Here is a 22,719-nt window from a genome sequence, read left to right on the forward strand (position 1 = left end):
GGAACCTCGGGGGCCGGCGGGATGCCGCACGATCAAGTTGCGGATCTACCTTGTGCTACCCCAATAATTGGGGATCGAGCTCCGATCAGCGCCCCCAGAATAAGGGGCATATGATCCCAGGTTCTGCACAGGGCCGGCGGGATGCGCTGGGTGTAGCCGGCGTAGCAGGTTTCCGACGTTGCCGAGGCCAGCCGCCAAGCGGACCGGCATCGACGCGAGACGCTTGCGTCCCGTCGCGGCCCACATGGAACGCCGTCCGTTGAGAGCGTGGGCGACGAGAGCCCGGGCATCTCAGCCTCAACACCGTTTGGCGCAGGGTGGGATTCGGGAGGACGACGCGTGTCGGGAGCACCTGCGCCAATCACTGGAAGAGTACCTGGAGGCCGAGACGGCATCCGTGGGACGGAAACGGGCGCGTTCCCCTTGAGATCACACGCCGCCGAGGCGGATCCGGGGTCGCTCCAGTGGTTCGGCGGTCCCGGTGCCCTCGCGGATGCGGTAGGCGCGGTCCAGGGCGAGGTCCGTGAGCCGGTCCACCGTGCCCGAACCCGGCCAGCGAATCTCGACCGACTCGATTCGTGTCGCCCGGCCCAGCCCGATCTCCTGGCGGAGCGGGTTCGACCCGAAGCTGCCGCCGGTGCCTGCCGAGCGGTGGATCCGTCGCAGGCCGTCCGGGCCCTCGACCGTGACGGTGATACGGGCACCGATCCCCGGCCGGTTGGCCCGGTCGCCCTCCAGCGTGAGCGCGATCCAGCGGTGGTCGAACCCAGGGTTCTCGTACAGGGCGTTCGGGGAGAGATCCCCCTCGTTGGCGCCGCCGAGTTCCATGTGGACGTCGGTATCCCCGTCGTTGTCGATGTCCACGAAGGAGACGCCGTGCCCCTTGTCGAGGCGCCCGAAGCCGCCGGCCCCGGTCACTTCCACGAACCCGTCGCCGAGGTTCCGGAACATCCGGTTCGGCATCAGCTGCCGGAGGTCCGGATCGCCCGTGCCGACGAGGAAGTCCAGCCAGCCGTCGCCGTCGAGGTCGCCGAAGTTGGATCCCATGGCGTACATGATCCGGTCCAGCCCCTGCGCGGCCGTGACGTCGGCGAAGGTGCCGTCCCCCAGGTTCCGGTACAGGCGGGGGAGTTCGGCGGAGTGCGACTGCCCCGTCATCTCGCGCACGAGGTCGGCGGTCTGCGCTGCGTAGCCCGCCACGTAAATGTCCAGCCGCCCGTCGTTGTCGAAGTCCCAGAACCAGGTCGGAAAGCTCGCCAGCGGCGCTCCCACACCGGCCCGTTCGGTCACGTCCTCGAACCCCCACCCGCCGGCGGCGTCCGGACCCAGGTTCCTGTACAGACGGTTGGGAGCATGGAGGATCGAGAGATAGAGGTCCGGGCGCCCATCGTCGTCGTAGTCTCCCCACGTCACGCCCTTCACGAACGCTGCCACGTCCAGCCCGACCTCTGACGCCACCTCCTCGAAGGTGCCGTCGCCCCGGTTCCGGTACAGTTCGCTGCGGTGCGTGAGGCTGTCCCTCGACTCGTTACCGATGAAGAGGTCGAGCCAGCCATCGCCGTCAAAGTCGGCCCACGCGCCGGTCTGGGTCGGGTGCTCGGAGTAGAGTCCCGCCTCGCGTGTCACGTCCGTGAAGATGCCTCCTTCGTTGCGGAGGAGTGAGTTGGGATACGCCTGCACGAGCCAGCCGCCGCGCAGGACGAGGACGTCCGCGTCGCCGTCGTTGTCGTAGTCGGTGTGAACGAGGTTGAGCCCGCCGAGGAGCCCTTCCAGCCCCGCCGCCTCGGTGCGGTCGACGAACCGTCCCGCGCCGTTGCTCTCGAAGTAGCGGAGCTGGTGCAGGAGACCGCGGGAGGAGGTCATGACGTCGGGAAGGCCGTCGCCGTTCAGGTCGTCCACGATCGCACCGCCGGAGAGGGAGACCGCGTCCAGGCCGGCGCGGCGGGCGACGTCCTCGAAGCGGGGGAGGTCGCCCGGCCCGCCCAGCGCGGCCCCGTCGAGCCGGTATTCGGGCGGGACGCTGTCGGGCCACACGCCCTGGGTGATCGCGGCCAGGTTCAGGATCCAGCGGGCCCGGAGGTCGTCGGGGCGCAGCGCCAGGAGGGAGAGGTGCCACCCTCTGGCGGCGGCGAGGGCGGCACGCGCCGAGTCGGAGACAAGGACGGGGGCGGCCGCTGGCACGGCCGGCCAGCAGGGGAACCGCTGCCCGATCTCGGCGACCGTTCCGGCGCGCGGACGGCTGGATGGGCAGACGAGTTCAGCCCCCAGCCGCAGGAACGCCACCCCGATCAACTCCTCGATCTCGCGGCGGAACCCCGGGAAGGGCTCTTCCGGCACCCCCTCCAGCGTCTGATCGAGGAAGATGAGTTGTTCGAGCGCCGGCTGCGTGAGCCCCGCGTTGAGGAGTTCCCGCGCGGCGCTGGCCACGCGGACCAGCATCTCCGCCGGGTCCGCCGATGGCGGCAGGCTCGTGAAGTAACGCAGGCGCGCGGTGTTAAGCTGTTCGTCGAGCAGCGGGTCCGCGGAGTCGGCCAGCGCCCGCAGGCGGACGGCCATCTCGGCGGTCTGCCGCGCGGCCCCGGCCGGCGCCTCGTTCGCTTCGCCGCAGCCCGTCAGGAGCGCGACCGCCAACACCCCGGCCGCCAGGAGCGGCGACCCACGTATCTTCGCCTTCCTCAGGGGACGCGCGCTCGCGGACCCGCGGGCGTGGCTCACGACCCTTCCCCTCTCCTCAACGTCACCTCCAGTGCGCCGGTCTCCACCTCGAACACCTCCTCGGTACCGTCCGCCCACCGGACCGTCACTGCGCGGATATCCGCCGCGCGCCCGAACACCTGTACCGGACCGTTGAGCGACCAGTAGCCGCTCCCGGCCTGGATCTCACGCACAGGCCCGTCGGCGCCGTCGCGATACCTCGGGCGCAGTCGCGCCCCGATCGCGCCGGGGGAGCCGCCGCCGGGCAACAGCCGGACGCGCAGCCCCGGCAGCCCGCCCCGGCCCCGGAAGATGAGGGTCTCGGCCCCGTTCTGCCCAACTGCCAGGTCCCAGCGCCCATCAGCGTCGAAGTCCGCCGCGGCGGCCCCGCGGGCGTCCCCGTACACCTCGACGCCGCTTTCGGGGGCGTCGAGGATCCGAAAGCCGCCGCGGCCGTCACCGAGCAGCAGCGCGCCGCGGCCCGCGTCGTGACGGGGGAGCCCCCGGGGCGTCGCGAGGTAGTTCTGCGCCAGGAAGAGATCCTCATGGCCGTCCCGGTCGAAGTCCGCCACCGCCACGCCGAACGCGGGGGCCATCTGGGCGCCGGCGGGGAGCGGGCGCGCCTCGAACCCGCCTCCGTTTCCGGGCTCTCCCGGACGGTTGAGGAACACCGTGTGGCGAAGGGTGGAGGCGCTCGTCCGGTACAGCCCGGTGCGCCCGCCGCCCAGCAGATCCTCGACCGAAGCTCGGGCGAAGGCCTCGAACGTCGGCGCCGCGCGCCGCAGGAAGGGGAGCGTGCGGCCGAGTGTCAGATAGTTGCGCACGGGGCGCGCCACCCCATCCTGCCCCGTCTCGACCTCGATGAGATCGACGAGTCCGTTCCCGTCGAAGTCGGAGGCGACGACGCCGATCGGGCGGTCGGCGGTCGCCACGAGCCCCGTGTTGTCGCCCCAGGCCGTCACCACGAGGTCGGGGCGGCCATCCTCGTCGAAATCGCCCGTCGCGATGCCGTTCCAGCGGCCGGTGTGCGCTCCCAGGCCCCAGTCCTGCGTGGCGTCCGTGAAGCGGCCGCCGTCGTTCTCGAGCAGCCGTACGGGTCCCCACTCCAGGGCGAGGGCGAGGTCGGGGTCGCCGTCCCCATCGATGTCGGAGAACGCGGCCCCCGAGACGAGCCCGATCCCCCGCAGCGTCGCGGCGGCGGCCGCGTCCTCCGTCCAGGCGTCGCCATCGGCGAGCAGGAGCTTCGAGTCGGCCGGCCGGGGGTAGGCGCCGGGGGTCGCGCGGGCGCCGACGAAGAGGTCGAGATCGCCGTCTCCGTCGACATCGGCGGCCGCCAGGGGCCCCGTCGCGTGGGGGCTCGGCGGCACGGCCGGCGGGGGGCCCGCATCGAGGCGGGCGAGGGGCGGGATCGCGTCGAGGTCGGCCGGCGAGCGAGCCTCCCAGCTGCTCACGCCCACGAGGATGACCGGGCGGGCGGCCGTGGGCAGCGCGAGGATCGACGTGTGGTCGCCGACGGCCGGGGCGCCGAACGGCACCGGGTCCGCGAGCCGCCCGGCTTCGTTGACCGTGAGTAGCGCGCGGCCTCCCGCCCCCGCGCCGACGAGCAGGTCGGGGTCGCCATCCGCATCGACGTCCGCCCACGCCACGCCCGGGCCGCTCCGCGACAGCTCGAGCGGCACGAGCGGCTGCCGGGCCAGCTCATCGAACGCCGATTCGCCGTGCCGGCCGACCGCCTCCGGACCCGCGAACAGCGCCGGGCCGCCCCCCCCGCCGGCCGGGCCGCGCATCTCGGGCTCCGCGCCCGCGGCGTCACCGGGCGGCGCGACCTCGTACGCGCGATTCGCCGACACCCGCAGCGTCCGGCGCCGCCCCGAGGGCCACACGATCGTCGCCTCCGCGGCGGCCCACTCCCCCATCGCGAAGGTGAGCCCCGGATCCGAACCAGACAGGTACAGCCCGCCCGACGTCACCTGGCGGGTCTGGGCCGGGAGCGCCCCGCCGCCGGCGAGCACGACCCGCGCCCCGATCGCCTGCGTATTCCCCCCTTCCCCGCGCACGCGCAGGGCGACCCGCGCCCCCCCCGCGTCGTTCCGCAGCACGAGGGGCGGCTCGTCCAGCCGCGTGATCACGACGTCCCGGTCCCCGTCCCGGTCGAAGTCGGCCGCGGCGATCCCGTGGCTCACGTCCGGCTCCGCCCCGTATCCCCACGTGCGGCCCATCTCGGCGAACGTCCCGTCGCCGCGGTTCCGAAAGGCGAGGTTGCGTAGCCGCAGCGGCGGGAACACGCCGAGTTGCTCGCGCCAGTCCACCTGGATGCGGCCGGTCCGCAGCGCTTCCTGCGTGTCCCCGTCGAGCGGGTCCCACCCGTGCCCGTTCGTGATCAGGAGGTCCTCGTAGCCGTCGAGGTCGACGTCGAGAAACATCGCCCCCCACGTCCACTCCGAAGCGTCGAGCCCGGCGGCGCGGCCCGTCTCCGCCCACGTCCCATCCCCGCGGTTGAGGTGCAGCGTATTCCGGTCCGCGGACATCCGCGTGGCGTGTTCCCCGGGGGGCGTCCACCCCGCCACCCCGAGCGATACCTGCTCACGGCGCCGCACCGGATCACGGGCCAGCATCTCCGTCGTCACGAAGTCCGTATCGCCGTCGCCGTCGATGTCCGAGAAGTCGACCCCCATCGACGAAGTGCTCTCGGTGCGGAAGGCGAGACCCGACGCGGCCACGAAGATCCCGCCCTCGTTGAGCCAGAACCCGTCCCGGCTCCCGAGGTCGTTGGCGACGAAGAGATCCGCGTCTCCGTCGTCGTCCGCATCGAAGAAGCGCGCCGCCAGTCCCCACTCCCGGGGCACCTCCGTGACCGCCTCACCGTCCGCGCTCCGGAAGGCGCCGCCCCCGAGGTCCACGGGTTCGAAGCGACCTGTCCCGTCGTTCAGATAGAACTCGTCGGGGTCCGCGAGTTCGAACCGCAGCGCCCGCTCCCCTTCGAGGCGCATCCGGTAGTGCGCGTCGTACGGAGGCGCCACCACGAGTTCGTCCCCCACCCGCTCCGCGAGCCCCCGCAGACTCCGCTCCTCGGGGCCGAACAGGTCGTCCCCCTGGATCGTCTTGTAGTTGGCGAAGTAGGCGTCGAGGTCCTCGTCTCCGTCGACATCGGCCAGCGCAACCGTGCTGCTCCCCCAGGCGCCCTCGAACCCCGCGTCACGTTCCTCGAAGACCCCGCTCCCGTCGTTCAGAAGGAGCGCGTTCGTCTCCCCGTGGACGGCCACGATCAAGTCCAGGTCTCCGTCTCCGTCCGCATCGGCGAGGACGGCGCCGCGCGACAGCCGATCCGCGAGCGCCGTCCCGGAGCGTCCGGTCACGTCCTCGAAGCGCCACCCGCCGAGGTTGCGGTAGAGGACGTTCGGGCGGTCGAGCATGCACAGGTAGAGATCGACCCACCCGTCCCCGTCCACGTCGCCGAGGGCGACCCCGACCCCGTGGATGAGCGTCCGGTTCGCGAGCCGTGCCTCCCGCGAGACGGAGGGCGTCGCCGTGATCCCGGTCCGGTCCGGCGAGAGCCGCGTGAAGCCGCCGCCGGGCTCACCCTCGAACCGGAGCGTTCGCTCGCGGGCGCCCTCCCCCTCGATCCAGTCGATCGAGACGGGCGGCGGAGAGTTCTCGCAGGCGCCGAAGAAGACGACCCCGATGGTCGAGGCGAGAAGGGCACGGAGGCCGGAGGGTCTCACGGCCAAGTCAGCAGCCCGTGGCGGAGAGTCCGCCGCTGACCGCGGGGTTCGCTATTCGCTGTCTCCGCGGAAGACGGACCGCAACGCCTCCACCGCGTCGGCGGCCGCCTCCGCCACCCGCGTGAACACCTCGGCGAGTTCCCGCTTGCCGGTGCCGACGAGCGGAATGTCGAAGGTGAAGTGGACCGCGACCCCGGCGGGGCGGACGCTTTCCCGTGGATCGTTCCACCCGCCCCCGGGATCGAGAGCACCCTCGATGTGGACCTCGACCGTGTCGGAGACGGCGCCCACCTCCTGCGCCACCCGGGTGAGCCGTGAGGCGAGCGCGTCATTCCTGGAGGGGTTCGACTCCCGCTCGTCGAGCCACAGGATCGGCGGCGCGACGTCGATGTGGACGCACCCGAGCATCACCTCGCCGTCGAGTTCCAGCGGGTCGCCGCCGGGCACGTCCGAGGACGGCTGCGCCAGGTAGGTGGCCAGGCCCTCGGTCCCGATGTTGATGAGCCCGAGGGCCATCTCGTCGACCGCCAGTTCCACCATGGCCGAGGGCGCGTGGAGCGTGTCGAGCGCGCCGGACTCGAGGATGTCGAGTTCCGACTGGTCGTACGCGAGCACCCGGAAGAACCACGAGAGCGGTTCCTGCCGGCCCTCGAAGAGGTCGCGCACACCGAGCCCCCGGTCGCGCAGCGCGCTCAGGAGGAGTCCGCCCACTTGGTGTCGCGTGAGTTCGGCCACGGCCCGTCGAAACCTTCCCGGGGATCCGCCTAGGGCGTGATCATGACGTGCGCGTTCGCCGTGCCGGCCCCCATCAGCCACGCGCCCCGGGTCGCCACGGTGGGGAGACCCAGTGCCTCGGCGGTCGCGAACGGGGTGTAGATCACGGATTGACGCCTCTGAACGGCGTCCATGTCGCCGGACCAGCCCTCGGCCGCGTAGATCGCGTGGAGGAAGGCGTAGCCCGGCATCTCCAGCGTGCCGGCCTCGATCTCGGCCATCCGCATCTCGACGTTGTCCCGGCCCGTCACCCCCTGTGCGGTGAGCTCGCGACCGCGCGCCATGTAGGGCTCGAGCGACTCATGGTAGCAGGCGGTGTGGAAGCGGTCGTCGCCCGCTTCGTCCGCGATGCAGATGAACGATCCCGTACCATCGCGGAGCGTCACCCACTCCGATCCCTGCTTCTGGATCACCCTGGCGCCGGCCTGCTCGGACTCCGAGGGGATGGGCGCTACGGCGAGCTCGACCGCGTCCTGTGCGGTCACTTCCGCGGCGGCGACGATGGACAGAGCGGGGATGAGAGCGGCCAGCGCGGTGAACGAACGGCGGAGCATGCGGTCCTCCTTGGGTAGGAACGGTCAGCGCCCTCCCGCGGCGCGGCGCGCGCGCAGGCGAGCGGGATGAATAGGCACCCGCCGGGGCCGGGGCGCAATCGAGACGGCGCCGGCAGCCCGAAGTTCCGCAGTGGGGTGCGCGGGGGGCGCGTTGCGCGCGGCCGTCGGGCTCTCAAGATTCGCGCCCTGCACGCACGCGGAGCCAAACGTCACCTCGATCGTACGTCGGCGCCGCGTTGACGCCCCAGGCACGTCACATGGACCCATCACATGGATCGGAGCGGCCGTTGAGCGTTCGAGTCTGTGTTCCGCGCGAGACGGCCGCCGGGGAGACGCGGGTCGCCCTTACGCCGGATGGCGCCAAGCGTCTCATCTCCGACCGGATCTCGGTGGCGGTCGAGGCCGGGGCCGGGGTGTCGGCCGGGTTCCTCGACGCGTCGTACGAGGAGGTCGGCGCGGAGATCGTCGCCGACGCGAACGAGATCCTGGACGAGGCGGACATCGTGTTCAAGGTGGCTCCTCCCACCGAGGCCGAAGCGGACGGGATCCCCGAGGGCGCAGTTCTCGCCTGCCTGCTCCGGCCGCACGAGAACGAGGCGCTCATCCAGCGTCTGGCCGGGCGGGGCGTCACGGTCCTCGCCCTGGAACTCGTCCCCCGGATCACGCGCGCGCAGTCGATGGACGCCCTCTCCTCGCAGAGCAACCTGGCGGGCTACAAGGCCGTGCTCCTCGGCGCGAACTCGCTCGGACGGATCTTTCCCCTTCTCATGACGGCGGCGGGGACCCTCTCTCCGGCGCGGGTGCTCGTCCTCGGGGCGGGCGTCGCCGGGCTGCAGGCGATCGCGACCGCTCGCCGGCTCGGCGCGGACACGTGGGGATACGACATCCGCGCCGCCGTGAAGGAGGAGGTCGAGAGCCTCGGCGCCAAGTTCGTGGACCTCGACGAGGGAGGCGCTCGGGACGCGGAGGCCGAGGGCGGCTACGCGAAGGAACTCGAGGCGGCGGAGCAGTCGCGGCAGCGGGAACTGCTGGCCCGGCACATCGCCCGGGCGGACGTCGTCATCACCACGGCGCTGGTCCCGGGGCGCGCGGCGCCCGTGCTGGTCACCGACGATATGGTGGATCGGATGAAGCTGGGCTCCGTGATCGTCGACCTGGCCGGCGAGGCCGGGGGCAACTGCGCACTCTCGAAGCCCGGCGAAACGGTCGTCGAGCGTGGGGTGACGATCCACGCCCCGCTGAACGTCCCGGGGTCGCTACCCCACCACGCGAGCCAGCTGCTCGGCCGCAATCTCTCCGCGCTCGTGAAGCCGATGATCGGCGAGGACGGCGTGGCCGTGGATCTGGAAGACGACGTGATCGGGCCCTGCTGTGTCGCGCACGCGGGAGAGGTCCGGTTCGGCGCATGAGACCCGAGACGGGGGCTGGCCGACCCTGCCGACCCCCGGCGCAACCCGTACACGAGGCCTGACGGATGGACGGAACGCTCCTGATCGGACTGTATGTGTTCGTGCTCGCGATGTTCGTCGGGTTCGAACTCATCACGAAGGTTCCCCCGACGCTGCACACGCCGCTCATGTCGGGTTCGAACGCGATCTCCGGGATCTCGATCGTGGGCGCCCTGCTCGTCATCGGCCGGGCCGGAGACGCGCCGCTCATGCGGTGGATCGGGCTGGCGGCGCTGATCCTCGCCACGATCAACGTGGTCGGCGGCTTTCTCGTCACCGACCGCATGCTCCAGATGTTCAAGAGCAAGGACGCGAGCTGAGCCATGGGCGCGACAGGACTGACGACGATGATTCCGCTCGCCTATCTGGTGTCCGCCGTTCTGTTCATCCTCGGGATCAAGCGGCTCAGCCACCCGGAGACGGCGGCGGGCGGCAACCGGCTCGCTGGAATCGGGATGCTGCTCGCGGTCATCGCGACGCTGCTCGAACGCGATCTCGGCTACACCTGGATCATCGTCGGCCTCGCGATCGGGGGCCTCATCGGCGCGGTCATGGCCCGGACCGTGAAGATGACCTCCATGCCGGAGATGGTGGCGGTGTTCAACGGGTTCGGAGGGGCCGCTTCCGGCCTGGTCGCGGTCGGCGAGTACCTGAGGGTCCTCAATGGGGCGGAGACGCTCGCGGTGGATTCGGGTGTCTCGATCATGGCCGGGACGCTGATCGGGGCCGTGACCTTCTCCGGCAGCATGATCGCGTTCGGAAAGCTGCAGGGGTTCGTGACCGGCAACGCGATTTCGAACCCGTTCGTGCGATTCTCGGCCGGCTTCTTCCTGGCGGTCGCCCTGGTCGTGGCCGTCTACCTCGCCGGCTTCGAGTCGAACCTCCTCTTCTACTGGGGTCTGGTCGCGGCCGCCCTCATCCTCGGCGTCCTGTTCGTGATCCCGATCGGGGGCGCGGACATGCCGGTGGTGGTGGCGCTGCTCAACTCCTATTCGGGACTTGCGGCGGCGGCCGCCGGGTTCGTGCTCGAGAACAACGCGCTCATCATCTCGGGCGCGCTCGTCGGCGCCTCGGGGCTCATCCTTACCGGCATCATGTGCCGCGCCATGAACCGCTCGCTGAGAAACGTGCTGTTCAGTGCTTTCGGCACGGGCACGGCGGCCGCGGTCCGGGCCGCGGACGGCGACCGGGTCGCGACGCCGATCGATGCCGAGGACTCGGCCATGGTCCTGGGCTACGCCTCGCAGGTCATCTTCGTCCCGGGCTACGGTCTCGCCGTGGCGCAGGCGCAGCACCGGATCCGTGAGCTGGCGGACATGCTGACCGCGCGCGGGGTCTCGGTCCGCTACTGCGTCCACCCCGTCGCGGGGCGCATGCCGGGCCACATGAACGTGCTGCTGGCCGAGGCCAACGTCCCCTACGAGCAGCTGTGCGAGCCCGAGGACGTGAACTCCGACATGGAAAACATCGATGTCGCCGTGGTCGTGGGGGCGAACGACGTCGTGAACCCGCTCGCGCGCGACGACCCCTCGAGCCCGATCGGCGGCATGCCGATCATCGAGACGGATCGGGCGAAGACGTGCATCGTCATCAAGCGCTCCCTGTCCGTGGGGTACGCGGGGATCGACAATCCGCTCTTCTACCTGCCGAACAACCGCATGTTCTTCGGGGACGCTTCGGACGCTCTGGCCCGAATTGCGGACGAAGTGAAGCAGCTGTGACCCGCAGCCCGTCTCGGATCGCCGGACCCGGGTCGTGACCGTCGACCGCCGCGGGTTCGTGATCCGAACGGGTGCCGGAGCGGCCGGGCTCACGATCGGCCTCTCGGGGTGCGGGCCCGGGGACGGAGGCGCCGCGCGGAGGCACGGCCCGGAAGGCTGGCCGACCGATCCCGACGCCCTCGCGGCGCTCTACCGGGACAACATCTACACGCGGCTCCTCGGCGTCCGGCCTCACCTTCCGGCCCACGAGCACGTCTCCCGGCTCGGCGGCGGGCGCATGGACCCGGAAGTCATCGCGGCCATGGCCGAGGCGAACGAGTTTTTCGTCGACATGCACGAGTTGCTGGAGGCGGCGGGGGCGCGGATCGCCGAGCGGCTCGGGACCGAGGCGGCGCTCGTAACCGCCGGTGGCTTCTCGGCCATGGTGCTGGGCGCGGCCGGCTGCCTGACCGGCACGGACCCCGAGCGGGTGCACGCCCTGCCCCGCCCCGACTGGCCGCGCCGCGAATGCCTGATCCAGACGCCGCACCGGTTCGGCTACGACCGCGCCTATCGCGATGCGGGGATGACGATCGTCGAGGCGGAGATGCGCGAGGACTTCCGGGCGCACCTCTCGGAGCGCACCGCGATGATCGCCTCTCTCGCGACCGCCGAACGCCAGACGATGTTCGCGCCCCCAGCCCCCGTCGATTGGGCGCCGGCCCCCGGCCCCGAGGTCATGACCGTGCGCGAACAGATCGAGGTCGGGCGCGAGGCCGGCGTTCCCGTCCTCGTCGACATGGCCTCGGACCTTCCGACAGGCGTGGGCCTGACCGAGTTCGTCGGAGCCGGGGCCGATCTCATCGTGATCAGCGGCGGCAAGGGCATCGGCGGACCCCAGTCCTCCGGGATCCTGGCGGGCCGCGCCGACCTCATCGAGGCAGCCCGCCTCAACGCCTCGCCGAACGATGCCATCGGACGGGGCATGAAGGTCGGCAAGGAGGAGATCGTCGGCCTCGTCGTCGCGCTGGACCGCTACGTCGCGCGTGACGTCGGAGCGTGGGTCGCGGGCTGGTCGGAGATGGCCCGCCGCATCGCGTCCGCGCTGGCGGATGTCCAGGGCCTCACCGCCGAGGTCGTGACGAACACGGCGGGCTACGAGGACGTGGAACTGACCTGGGACCCTGAGGTCATCCCGCTCTCGACCGACGAGGCGAAGGCCGCGCTGATGGCGGGGGAGCCCCGGCTCGCCTATCTAATGACGATCCGCACCCGTCTCCTCCGCCAGGGCGAGGACAAACTGGTCATCCGCGCCCTTCGCGACGTCTTCACGGGAGCCGCGCGCACCGACTGAGCGCCGGTCCGGCGTTCCAACCCATGGCATCCCCCGCCGCGCGTACCCAGGAACCATTCCTGCGCAGGACCAGTATCCGATGATGTGAACGCAGCGGGATGGACCCCAGTCACCAGCGGAGGCGTCGTGATGCAACGACACCGGAGCTTTCGAATGAAGACGGGGGTCGCACATGCAATCGGCATACAGACGTTGGCCCATATATCTTTTTCGCCTGGAACACGTTTCCTTTCGCAGTCGTCGGTGGCGCAGGATTCGCCGCTCGCGGTTCTCTCTGCGGGCCGTTCTGATCGCGCTGGCGGTCAGTGCAGGCACCGCGGCACAGGCTCAGACGCTACCCGCACTTCCTGAGGAGGCCGCCGCAGCCAACAGTTCGACGCGGACAGACGGCAGCCGTACCGCCGGTACGGCATTGCCGGTCGACATGGCTCGCCGAGAGGTGGACCCGGCGATTCTCATCAGCGCCGATCCCGACACGGTTTTTGCGAGTCTGGAGGATCTGCGCCTGACGGTGAAGCGCCCGGCGCCCGGGAATCGGCTCCCGGTGACGGTGAAGCTGGAGCAGGATCAGGAATGGCTCGCCATCAGCTCTCGCGACGTGACCCTACGCGCCGGCGACACGATCGCGGTGCTGACCATTCCGCGCGGCGACTTCAAGTCGCAGGTCCCCCGCAACGGCGCCCTCACGGCGACCGTCGATGAGGTAGACGGTTACGAGACGGCGGACGCGAAGGCGACCGTCCACGTCATCTCGCAGGAAGCGCCGGTGGTGAGCTTCTCCCTGTCCCGCGGCGCCTATACGTTCGCGGAGGATGTGGAACGCGCCAGTGCGCAGTTCGTCGCACGAATGGCGCCCGGCATGCCCCGAGGGGTGACCGTCGGCGTCCTGTTTGCGACCAGAGGCGAGGAGTCGTCCATCGACGGCCTCACCGCGACAGGGGGCGAGGACTACGAGTCGGTGGACGGCGGGCTGCTCATGATGGGGGAGAAGTACGGACTGGAAGACGGCCGGTGGGTGGGACGTACCGACCTCATCCTGCCGCTCCTCGACGACGATGTCCGCGAAGGCACCGAGACGTTCGAACTGCTCCTGCAGCCCATCTCCGGGGAGATCGGCGTCGCGCAACTCGTGGCCGCGGACGGAACTCCGTGCGGGCTGCTCTGCCAGCATCTCATCCACATCACCGACGATGAGGACATCCCCACCATGGACCTGGCCGTGAACCCGGGCCAGATCATGGAAGAAGGCCAGACTTCCGCTACCGCGACCCTGTCCATCGCCGACGACAAGTCCTTCGCGGCGGACCAGGCCGTGACGCTCGCCCTCGCCGGTACCGCGACGCGGGGGGCCGACTACGTGGTCTCACCCCCCGATGCCGACCAGCAGACCGCCGACTATCAGGTGGTCCTGCCGGTCGAGTCGGCTTCGGTCCAGGTGACGTTCAAGGCGATGCGGGACGAGGTCGACGATCCGGGCGAGAAGATCGAGGTGTCCCCGTCCGTCGATGGGACCAGCGTCGGCGACATGAAAGCCATCCGCATCATGAACCGGCAGGTCCAGATGCCGGCTATCACCCTGGCCGCGAGCCGCGACACGATCATCGCGGGCCTGGAGGGCTTGACGTTGACGGCCACGCGCCAGGCGCCGCTCGACTCTCCCATCGCCGTGACTCTGGAGGTGACACAGGCGCAGAACTGGCTGTCGCGGACTTCATTCCAGTTGAACTTCGCGGCTCGCGGAAGCAGGGCAAACCTGGTCCTGCCGAGGAGCCTGTTCTCATCGGAAGTTGCCGGGAGCGGCAACCTGACGCTGACCGTCGACAGCATCAGCGGCTACGACACCGCCGACGCGACGGCGACCGTGTACGTCGTTTCCGAGGAGGGGCCGGCGGTGAGTGTTTCGCTCACCCACAGCTCCTATCGGTTTCCGGAAGACGGCGAAGATACCGACCTGATCGTGACCGCACAGATGGCTTCCGGCATGCCTCGTGGAGCAACCGTCAGTGTCTCAGTGTCGAGCGAGGGTAGATCGTCGTCCAGCCCGGAACTCACCGCGGCGTCGCCCATCGACTATATGACGCTTTCCAAAATGGCGGTCCTGCGGGAGGAGGAATATGCGTTGGAGGACGGCAGTTGGGTGGCGCACCGTCGCGTTTCCGTGACACTGGTCGACGACGATGTCCGCGAAGGGAGAGAGACGTTCCGGGTGGAACTGGAGCATGCCCCGGGACAGATAGAGGAAGTCCGGCTTCTCAACCCCGACACGACCCCGTGCTCGGGGGATGGCGAATGCCGGTACCTGGTGTTCATCGACGACGACGAGGACATACCCGATCTGGACCTCTCGGTCAGCGAGGCTGAGATCAGCGAGGAGGAGGGAACATCGTCCACCGCGACCGTGGCGATCACCAACGGCAAGACCTTCGCGGACGATCAGGTGGTGACGTTCGAACTCGGGGGCGACGCCATCCCGGGGCACGACTACACGGTGACTCCCGCCGACGCCAACGGAGCCCTTGCGGATCACCAGGTAACACTGCCCGCCGGGTCCGCCTCGGTCGAAGCGACGTTCACGGCGGTCGATGACGAACGCGAGGAAGGGGGCGAGAAGATCAGGCTCTCGGCGACCCACGACGGCAATGCGATCGGCAGCGGGACCATCCGCATCATCGATCGGTTCCCGGGTCCGAGGGTGGAGATCACGTTCGAGGGGGTCCAGCCGCCCCGTGACGAGTATGACGACGGGATCGCGACGGGTCCCTTCACCACGCGGATCACCTTCAGCGAGCAGGTCGAAGGCTTCACGCAGGAGGACATCGACTGGCAGACCCACTCGCTTACGACCGTGGACACCACGAATATCGGCGTGCTCCTCTGGGACTACGCGGAGGTTCGCGCGGGTCTGGAATACACGGCCAGGATGATGCCGGACCAAGACGGACGCTTGCACATCGGTGTCGTCCCGGGCTCGGCCAGGTCCGTGGCCGCAGGGGACGGGAACCAGTTGGGGCACGGAAGCCTGCAGGTCGAGTTGCCGCCGGACCGGCTGATCGTGGAGCCAGGGACGCTGACCGTGGATGAGGGGGATGCGGACGGTGCCCATTTCCTGGTCTTGCTGACCAGCGAGCCGACGGGTCCGGTGACCGTGATGTTCACGGGAGCGGATGGCACCGACCTCACCGTCGATCGGCCGTCGCTGACGTTCACTCTACCGTACTGGAACGGCGGGTTCGGCGTGAGGGTGACGGCGCGGGACGATGCGGACACGGCTGACGAGCAGGTGAGGCTCTGGGCGAAGGCCTCCGGGGGCGGCTACGGCGGGCGGAGCGTCGACCTCGTCGTCAACGTAAGGGACGACGACGGAGCCTCGGCCGACCAACCTCGAGTCGTGGGCCCGCTGCAGACCGGGCCGGAGGAGGCGCTGAAGCTGCTCGGGGATGTAACGCCGGACGCGGCGGCGGCGGCACTGCTCGGAGAGGGAGGTCTCAGCGAAGCGCAACTGAGCGCGCTGGACCGTCTGGGCAACCGCAACGGACGCTACGACCTTGGCGACATGCTCTCATGGGCCGTGCGCTGCCGGCGGGCCGAGCGGTCCAACCGTCCGAGGAGACGGCGGTCTCGCGGCTATCCGCGTGGCCGCCGGTCGGACGGGCCTGGCCGAAGACGCAGAGGCCGAGCCCGGACCGCGCTCGCGTTCCTCGCGGCGATCACCCTCTCGTGGGGCTGCGATCAGGGGCGCGGCCTCGTCGAGCCTCTCGCAGGGGAGCCGGAGCCCGGTTTCCTTGCGGTCGAGTTGATGGTGCCAGCTGGTGCGCACCTCGGCGGCGCATGGCTGGCCATCGAAGGTCCGGACGTCGGGGCGCTCCGCGCGCCCGGGTCGGAGGTGTTCGAGTCCGAGGATGGAAACCGGAAGGAGGTCATCGTGGCGGGCGCGCTCTCCGCCGGGCGCATCCTGGAGTTCCGCGTCCCCGATCGGCGGCTCGATTCGCACTACCGGGTCCGCTTGATCGAAGTCACGGGAGAGGACTTCGCTCCGAGAGATCTGTCGGCCTACTCGGCGCGGATCTCACGCTAGTACAGCACCCGGGGTCCCCGGCGCGCACGATGCCTGTGCGCGCCGGGGGTCCTGCCCTCAGCTCATTCCCGGATCGGTTCGGCCGTCCCCTCGAGACCATCCGGGATCAGTTCCGAAACGCCGCGGTCAAACGTGGCGAGCGACCCCTTCCTGCTGATCGCGAGCGTCCGTACGCGACCGTGCGGACACGCTGACCCGGCGCGGCGTCTCGGTGCACGACTGTGTCTTCCGGACGCGCCGCACGCCCTCGACCGCGGCGGGCCCTGCGTCTGCGACGCCCCGGAACCTATCTCGCACAGGTCCAGTATCTCTGAATGTATACACGCCCACAATTGGGTGGCCCCGGATCATGATCGGCAGGATCATGATTCCATGACAGCGGAGCATTCGAATGAAGGCAGGGGTCGAAAATGAGATTCGCATCCAGATGGCCCATAGATCACGAGCATGCAACGCACCCTTCTTCTTCAACCCGTCCGTGGCGGGAACACCTGCCACAACGACTTGCGCTGCAGACACTCCTCAGCACGTCAGCGATCATTGCCGGTTCACCCGTCCGGGCCCGGACCACAGTCGCAACCTCTGAGCAGACCACACAACGGTACTGCAGGAGAAGCCGTCGCCGGTTCCGCCGGCCGGGGAGGACGTGGTCCACCCTCGGAGCACTTGTGGTTGCCGTGCTCACCTCTGCGTGCGATCAGCCCGCCGGGTTCATGGAGCCCCTGATCGTGGATCCCGATCCCGACCCCGGTTTCATGAAGGTCGAGTTGCGGGTGCCAAGCGACGGACGCGATCTCGGCCTGTGGCTCGCCATCGAGGGCCCGAATATCGGTGCGGTTCGCGCACCCGGGTTCGAAGTGTTCGAGTCGGAGGGGGCAACCGGCAAGGAGATCATCCTCGCGGGAGCGCCCACCAAGGGCTCGATCCTGGAGTTCCACGTCCCCGACCGGAGGCTCGGACCGGAGTATCGGGTCCGCCTGATTCAGGTGACTGGAGACGACTACGCGCCGAGAGACGTGTCGGCCTACACCGCACGGATCTCGCGCTAACCCCGAGACGGCCACGCTCCCCGGCATCGCTCGAAGCCGGAGCGCGCCGGGGAGCCGCCCCTGAGGCTGTCTCGTTCCAGTGGCGGGCGTGTCTCGAACATGGAAGAAGAGAGTCGAATAATGGCGGAGGAAGGCGGAATTACAATGTCAACAATAGAGAGACATGGCGGCTTCAAGTCGCTTGGCGGTTATAGTGAAGTCACCAGCCCATCTCCGATGCCGCATCCGGCGCGTTCGCGGCGGCGGTGGTTGGTGGATCGCGCGGCTCACGTCGCGGCGTGGCCCCTCCTCGCTGTCCTCATGGTTCTGAACGTAGTGCCGGTTCACGCCCAGAACGCTCCGGCGGCGGCCGGTTCCTCGAACGACTGGACCCGGGCGGAGGGGGGCATCGACTCCGGGACGGACCCCACGGAGGTCGCGCCGGCACTTCGCCCCAGGATCACCATCACCGCCAGCCGCGACACGATCTTCGGAGGTCTGGAGGACATGCGCCTGGTGCTCACGCGCGAGAATCCCGGAAAGGAATTGACGGTGAAACTGCGGTTGCAGCAGGACGAGGACTGGCTGAACCGGAGTACCCGGTCTCGCTCTGTGTATTTCTACCCCAATGACACAACCGCAGTGTTGAAGGTTCACAAGTCACAGTTCGACGCCGACGTTACCAGGCCCGGCCGTATCATTGTCAAGGTGGTCGAGGCGGAGGGCTACAATATAGAAAAGGCCAAGGCACCCGTCTGGGTGATCTCGTCCCCGGACCCCCTGGTCACGCTGTTCGTCAGCCGGAAAGTGTTTACGGTGGGGGAAAACACTGGACAGCTGCCCGGCGCACGCGTGTTCGCGACAATGGCGCCCGGCATGCCCCGCGGCGTGTCGCTCACGGTCAGTTTGGACACCAGGGGAAAGGGTTCCGAGCCGGAGCTTACCGCGACCGCCGGCGAGGACTACGAGCCCCCGAGGAAGGCACTGGTGATCCATGAGTCGAGCTTCGCACCCTCTCGCGGCAATTGGATAGGCAGTGCCGCCTTTGTCCTGCCGATCCTGGACGACGACCTGCGGGAAGGCGACGAAATCTTCGAGGTCATTCTGGAAAAGGACAGAGAGCTATCCGGTCTCGTGCGCTACAGGGAGTCCATCCTTGGAAATAAGTGCCGTTCCGATTGCGTGCACCGCGTCCGCATCCTGGACGACGACCCGATCCCCGAGATGGACCTGTCGGTGAGCGCGAATGAGATCATGGAAGAGGGAGAAACGTCTTCCATCGCAAGGGTGTCGATTACCAATGGCGGGCGTTTCGAAGACGAGCAGGTGTTGACCTTCGGGCTGGGTGGAACCGCCACCATGGGGGCCGACTATGCAGTCTCTCCCTCCGACGCCGACAACGGGATGCCGGGCTACCAGGTCATCCTGCCGGCGCAATCGGCTTCGGTCGGTGTGACGCTTGAGGCGATGAGCGACGATGTCGATGATCCGGACGAGAAGATCGAGGTGTCGGCGGCGCTCGATGGGGACGCGATCGGGCACATGCAGACCATCCGGATCATGAACCAGGAAATGCCGCTGCCGAGGATCAGCATGGCCGCAAACCGCGGCACGATCATCGGGAGCATGGAGGACCTGGTGCTGACGCTGACCCGCGAGGAGTCGCTGGGTGAGAGGCTGACGGTGACGGTACAGGTGGCGCAGGACCAGGATTGGCTGCCGTGGACATCGTGCCCCGTGACCTTCGAGGCGGGCGCGGCGACCGCCAGCGTGACCATTCCTCACAGCGTCTTCTCGACAGATGTTGTCGCGAGCGGCCACCTGACCCTGACAGTCAGAGCGGTCGATGGCTACGACACGGACGATGCGACGGCGTCCGTATACGTGGTCTCGCAGGAGGGCCCCGCCGTCAGGGTCTTCTTCGACCAGGACTCGTACCGGTTTGGGGAAGACAGGAAGGATGCGACCGCGGACCTGATCGTGGAGGCCGCTCCCGGCATGCCGCGTGGCACGACGGTCGCCTTCTCGATGTTCTCGGAGAGCGGGACCGCGAAAGCGAACGAGGACTTCAAGGCGGTGAGCCGACAGATGACCATTCGGGAGGAGGATTTCTCCTTCCGGAACGGCTCGTGGCAGGTACGGCGCCGGCTGCCGGTGACCCTCATCGACGACGAAATCCGTGAGGGTGACGAAACCTGTGACCTGGTCCTCGAGAGTGCCCGGGATGCTCAGGCCGACCTGGCGCTTGCGGCCGTGACCCCGGTGGATATCACCGATGACGAGGACATACCCGAAATGAACCTGCGTTTGAGCGCGGACGAGATCGAGGAAAAAGGCGAGACATCTTCCACAGCGACCGTGTCCATCACCAACGGCAAGATCTTCGCGACCGACCAGTTGGTGACGTTCAAGCTTGGAGGCACGGCGACCAGGGGGGAAGACTACAAGGTATCGCCCCGAGACGCCGATGAGTCGGCCTCGGGCCACCATGTGGAGCTGCCGGCCGGTTCGAGGTCCGTCGAGATGACGTTCACGGCGCAAGACGACGATACCCGGGATCCAGGCGAGGAGATCGGAGTCTCGGTGGCTCACGACGGCCATGCGATCGACAACCGAAGCATCCGGATCCGGGACCGGCAGCCGGGACCGACGCTGGAGGTCACCTTCGAAGGAGTTCGGTCAGTTCACGATGTGCATGTCGCGGGGATAGCACATGGCCCGTTCACGACGCGCATCGTATTCAGTGAGCAGGTTGCGGGCTTTGCGGAAGAGATCATCAGTTGGCAGACCCACGCGGGCACGACGGAGGATGGGACGAACGTCGGACTGTTGCCGTGGAATTTCACCGAGGTTCGTGCGGGCGTGGAGTACACGGTCGAGATGATGCCGACCCAGAATGGAGAAGTGCACATAGGTGTCCAGGCTGGCGAGGTGACCTCGGCGGCCACGGGCGACGGGAACGAAGGGGGTATCGGTCGCCTGCGCATCGACCTTCCGAAAGACCGCATGCTCGTGGCTCCCACCGCGGTGGCCGTGCATGAAGGGGGTGCGGATGCCGGCGACTTCATCGTCGTGCTGACCAGCGAGCCGACCAGCGATGTGACGATTGCGGTGAGCGGAATGGAGGGTACGGCGCTTGCGGTTGACAGGCCGACCATAACGATCAAGCGCAGGTTCTGGAGAGTGGGCTCGGTGGTGAGCGTAACCGCGGGCCACGATGCGAACGTCACCAACGAGGAGGTGACGCTGAAGGTGAGCCCGTCGGGCGGAGGCTATGATGGGCGCGACGCCAACGTCGTGGTCACCGTGAAGGACGACGATGCGGCCGCCGCACAGGGCGATGCGGCCCCCATACAGGACATGTCGGCGGACGATGTCCTGCCCCTGGTCCGGGATCTGACCCCGCAGGAGGCAGCGGCGGCGCTGTTCGGCGAAGGGGACCTGAGCGACGCTCAAATCGACGCGCTGGACCTGCTGGGCAACGGGAACGGAGACTACGATCTGGGCGACCTGCTCTTGTGGATCGAGCGCTGCCAGCGGGGCGATGCGGGTTGTGGGGCGGTATCGGAGGGGTTGGTTTCCGGTGCGTTTACGGTCCTGCTCGCCGGTGGCGCGGGCGGACAGAGTGGCGGAACCAGCCAGCGGAGCCGTGAAAGAGGCCGTTCCGCGGCGCGCGAGCGCACGAGAGGTCGTCGGAGCCGCCGACGCCCGGGCCGGTCCTGGTACCGACTCGCCCTCATGCTGGTGGCCGGCATGACCTTGGCGTGCGCCGACGATGTCATGCAGCCGGCGGCGGCCGAGGCGGATCCCGGTTTCCTGACGGTCCAGTTGACGGCGCCGCCTTCGGCCCGCGACCGGGGCGCGTTGCTGGTTGTTGAGGGTCCCGGTATCGAGTCGGTGCGCTCGCCCGGCTTAGAGGTCTTCCACTCGGAGACCCCTTCCCCGCGGCAGATCGTCGTCGCGGGAGCGCTCTCGACGGGGCCCGTCCTGCAGTTCCGGGTCCCCGACCGGGGACTCCGCGATCTATACCGGGTGCGCCTCCTGCAGGTCACGGGTGAGGACTACTCGCTCCGGGATCTGTCGCGGTACGAGGTCATGATCGGGCGCTGAAACCCGGAGAGTCGCAGCACGAGGTGTCCCGGCGCGCACGATGTCAGTGCGCGCCGGGGGACCTGCCTCCTCCGTTCATTGCGGATCAGTTCCGAAACGCCACGCGCCAAGGTGTCATCCCGCCCTCACGTCGGCCCTCGTGATTGTCGCGCCGGGCACCGGCGTTCTACGTTTCCGCTATTCACGGATTTCGGACGCCGCGTGGGCCCCGGCCCGTGCGGACTTCACCGGATTCCTTGTGTCGCCGGAACAGGAGCCAAATCCCATGCGCAAGCAGGTTGTCGTCACATTCGCCACGCTCGCCCTCGTCTCGGCGGGCTTCGCCACGGCGCCGCGAGCACTGGGCGCCCAGGAGGCCGTGGTCTTCGACTCCGCCGATGTGGCCGGACTCAGCTTCCAGTCCATCGGACCACCCCGGGGCGGCCGCAGCACGGCCGTGGCCGGGATCACCGAGCAACCGCTGACCTATTTCATGGGTGCGACGGGCGGCGGCGTATGGCGGTACCGCGCCGGAAGAGGCGCTGAGCCGGCTCGAGGATGTGCGCCGGACGCAGCGGGGGCGGCACTGGTGGGAGAAGGAGTTCTCAGCGAAACGCAGCTGAACTGGCTGGACCGGCTCGGGAACGGGAACGAAAGCTACGACCTCGGCGGCCTACTCTCTTGGCTCGCGCGCTGTCGGCGGGGTGAAGCGCGCTGCGGCGGAACGTCAGTTCCGGCTCACGAGTCGATTCCCGGTGCGGCTGCGGCTTCAGGCGCACCCGGGCGGGGCGGGCGCAGGCGGTCACAGGAGCCTCGGAGGTCCCGGTTCGGCTAGACTAGACTAGACCTCGGCTCGGCCGAGAGCGGTGCGCCCGTACCCGACGCCGCCGTCGCCGGACAGGTCCGGTTTGGCGGGGACTGACGCTCCTTGTCGTCGCCACCCTGGCCTGAGGTTGCGTCGGCGACGGGATCGTCCAGCCGCCGATCGAGCAACCTGATCCCAGATTCCTCACGGCTCAGGCGATCCCTCCGGCCTCGAACAGGGATGTCCGCGCCATGGTGGTGGGCGAGGGTCCCACCCTCGACTCGCTGCGGTCACCGCCCCTTGAACTGTTCGAGTTGAATACGTCTTCCTCGACCCGCAGACAGATCATCGTTTCCGGCGAGCTTACCGCGGGACCGGTTCTGGAATTCCGGGTGGCCCGACCGCGGCAGTCACGCGCAGTACCGGGTCCGGCTCCCGCAGGTGGCGGAAGAAGGTTACACGCTAAGGGATCTGGC

Annotated in this window: 13 protein-coding genes; 8 read left to right on the top strand and 5 right to left on the bottom strand. The window is 69.0% G+C overall.

The features are described 5' to 3' along the window. Positions 1 to 429: 429 nt before the first annotated feature. From ACOOHF_RS01295 to ACOOHF_RS01310, 4 genes are read right to left on the bottom strand one after another with little or no spacing between them, the layout of a single operon-like run. The gene (locus ACOOHF_RS01295) at positions 430 to 2,715 is read right to left on the bottom strand and encodes a CRTAC1 family protein (RefSeq protein WP_420463059.1); all 2,286 of its coding nucleotides are present in this window, start codon (positions 2,713 to 2,715) and stop codon (positions 430 to 432) included. Next, positions 2,712 to 6,416 carry an FG-GAP-like repeat-containing protein gene (locus ACOOHF_RS01300; RefSeq protein ID WP_420463060.1) on the bottom strand — a complete coding sequence of 1,235 codons (3,705 nt, stop codon included), beginning with the start codon at positions 6,414 to 6,416 and terminating at the stop codon, positions 2,712 to 2,714. Before ACOOHF_RS01300 ends, ACOOHF_RS01295 begins: the two co-directional genes overlap by 4 nt. Before the next feature lie 51 nt (positions 6,417 to 6,467). Then, positions 6,468 to 7,151 carry a hypothetical protein gene (locus ACOOHF_RS01305; protein ID WP_420463061.1) on the bottom strand — a complete coding sequence of 228 codons (684 nt, stop codon included), beginning with the start codon at positions 7,149 to 7,151 and terminating at the stop codon, positions 6,468 to 6,470. Between the two features lie 29 nt (positions 7,152 to 7,180). Continuing rightward, positions 7,181 to 7,744 (bottom strand): hypothetical protein, encoded by a 564-nt coding sequence (locus ACOOHF_RS01310; protein WP_420463062.1) that lies wholly within the window; start codon positions 7,742 to 7,744, stop codon positions 7,181 to 7,183. Positions 7,745 to 8,001: 257 nt separating this feature from the next. Here ACOOHF_RS01310 and ACOOHF_RS01315 point away from each other — a divergent pair, with 257 nt between their 5' ends. The 8 genes from ACOOHF_RS01315 to ACOOHF_RS01350 all read left to right on the top strand — a co-directional run bounded on the left by ACOOHF_RS01315 (position 8,002) and on the right by ACOOHF_RS01350 (position 22,273). Continuing rightward, on the top strand, positions 8,002 to 9,153 hold the full coding sequence (locus tag ACOOHF_RS01315) for a Re/Si-specific NAD(P)(+) transhydrogenase subunit alpha (protein ID WP_420463063.1): 1,152 nt from the start codon (positions 8,002 to 8,004) through the stop codon (positions 9,151 to 9,153). Between the two features lie 65 nt (positions 9,154 to 9,218). Next, entirely contained in the window at positions 9,219 to 9,512 is a 294-nt protein-coding gene (locus tag ACOOHF_RS01320; protein ID WP_419936500.1) for an NAD(P) transhydrogenase subunit alpha, read from the top strand. Between the two features lie 3 nt (positions 9,513 to 9,515). Beyond that, positions 9,516 to 10,913, top strand: coding sequence for an NAD(P)(+) transhydrogenase (Re/Si-specific) subunit beta (locus ACOOHF_RS01325; RefSeq protein ID WP_420463064.1), 1,398 nt, complete (start codon positions 9,516 to 9,518; stop codon positions 10,911 to 10,913). A 34-nt stretch (positions 10,914 to 10,947) separates the two neighbouring features. Next, entirely contained in the window at positions 10,948 to 12,246 is a 1,299-nt protein-coding gene (locus ACOOHF_RS01330) for a hypothetical protein (RefSeq protein WP_420463065.1), read from the top strand. A 424-nt stretch (positions 12,247 to 12,670) separates the two neighbouring features. Beyond that, positions 12,671 to 16,321, top strand: a complete 3,651-nt coding sequence (locus tag ACOOHF_RS01335; RefSeq protein WP_420463066.1) for a Calx-beta domain-containing protein — start codon at positions 12,671 to 12,673, stop codon at positions 16,319 to 16,321. Between the two features lie 713 nt (positions 16,322 to 17,034). Then, positions 17,035 to 17,370: a hypothetical protein gene (locus tag ACOOHF_RS01340; protein WP_420463067.1), complete on the top strand. Its 336-nt coding sequence runs from the start codon at positions 17,035 to 17,037 to the stop codon at positions 17,368 to 17,370. Between the two features lie 144 nt (positions 17,371 to 17,514). Continuing rightward, complete coding sequence (locus ACOOHF_RS01345) at positions 17,515 to 21,459, top strand: Calx-beta domain-containing protein (protein WP_420463068.1); 3,945 nt, start codon at positions 17,515 to 17,517, stop codon at positions 21,457 to 21,459. A 265-nt stretch (positions 21,460 to 21,724) separates the two neighbouring features. Then, positions 21,725 to 22,273, top strand: a complete 549-nt coding sequence (locus ACOOHF_RS01350; protein WP_420463069.1) for a hypothetical protein — start codon at positions 21,725 to 21,727, stop codon at positions 22,271 to 22,273. Between the two features lie 181 nt (positions 22,274 to 22,454). Here ACOOHF_RS01350 and ACOOHF_RS01355 read toward each other — a convergent pair whose 3' ends face one another. Continuing rightward, complete coding sequence (locus tag ACOOHF_RS01355) at positions 22,455 to 22,592, bottom strand: hypothetical protein (protein ID WP_420463070.1); 138 nt, start codon at positions 22,590 to 22,592, stop codon at positions 22,455 to 22,457. Positions 22,593 to 22,719: the final 127 nt, after the last annotated feature.

This window comes from Candidatus Palauibacter sp., from assembly GCF_965216145.1.
Taxonomy (GTDB): domain Bacteria; phylum Gemmatimonadota; class Gemmatimonadetes; order Palauibacterales; family Palauibacteraceae; genus Palauibacter.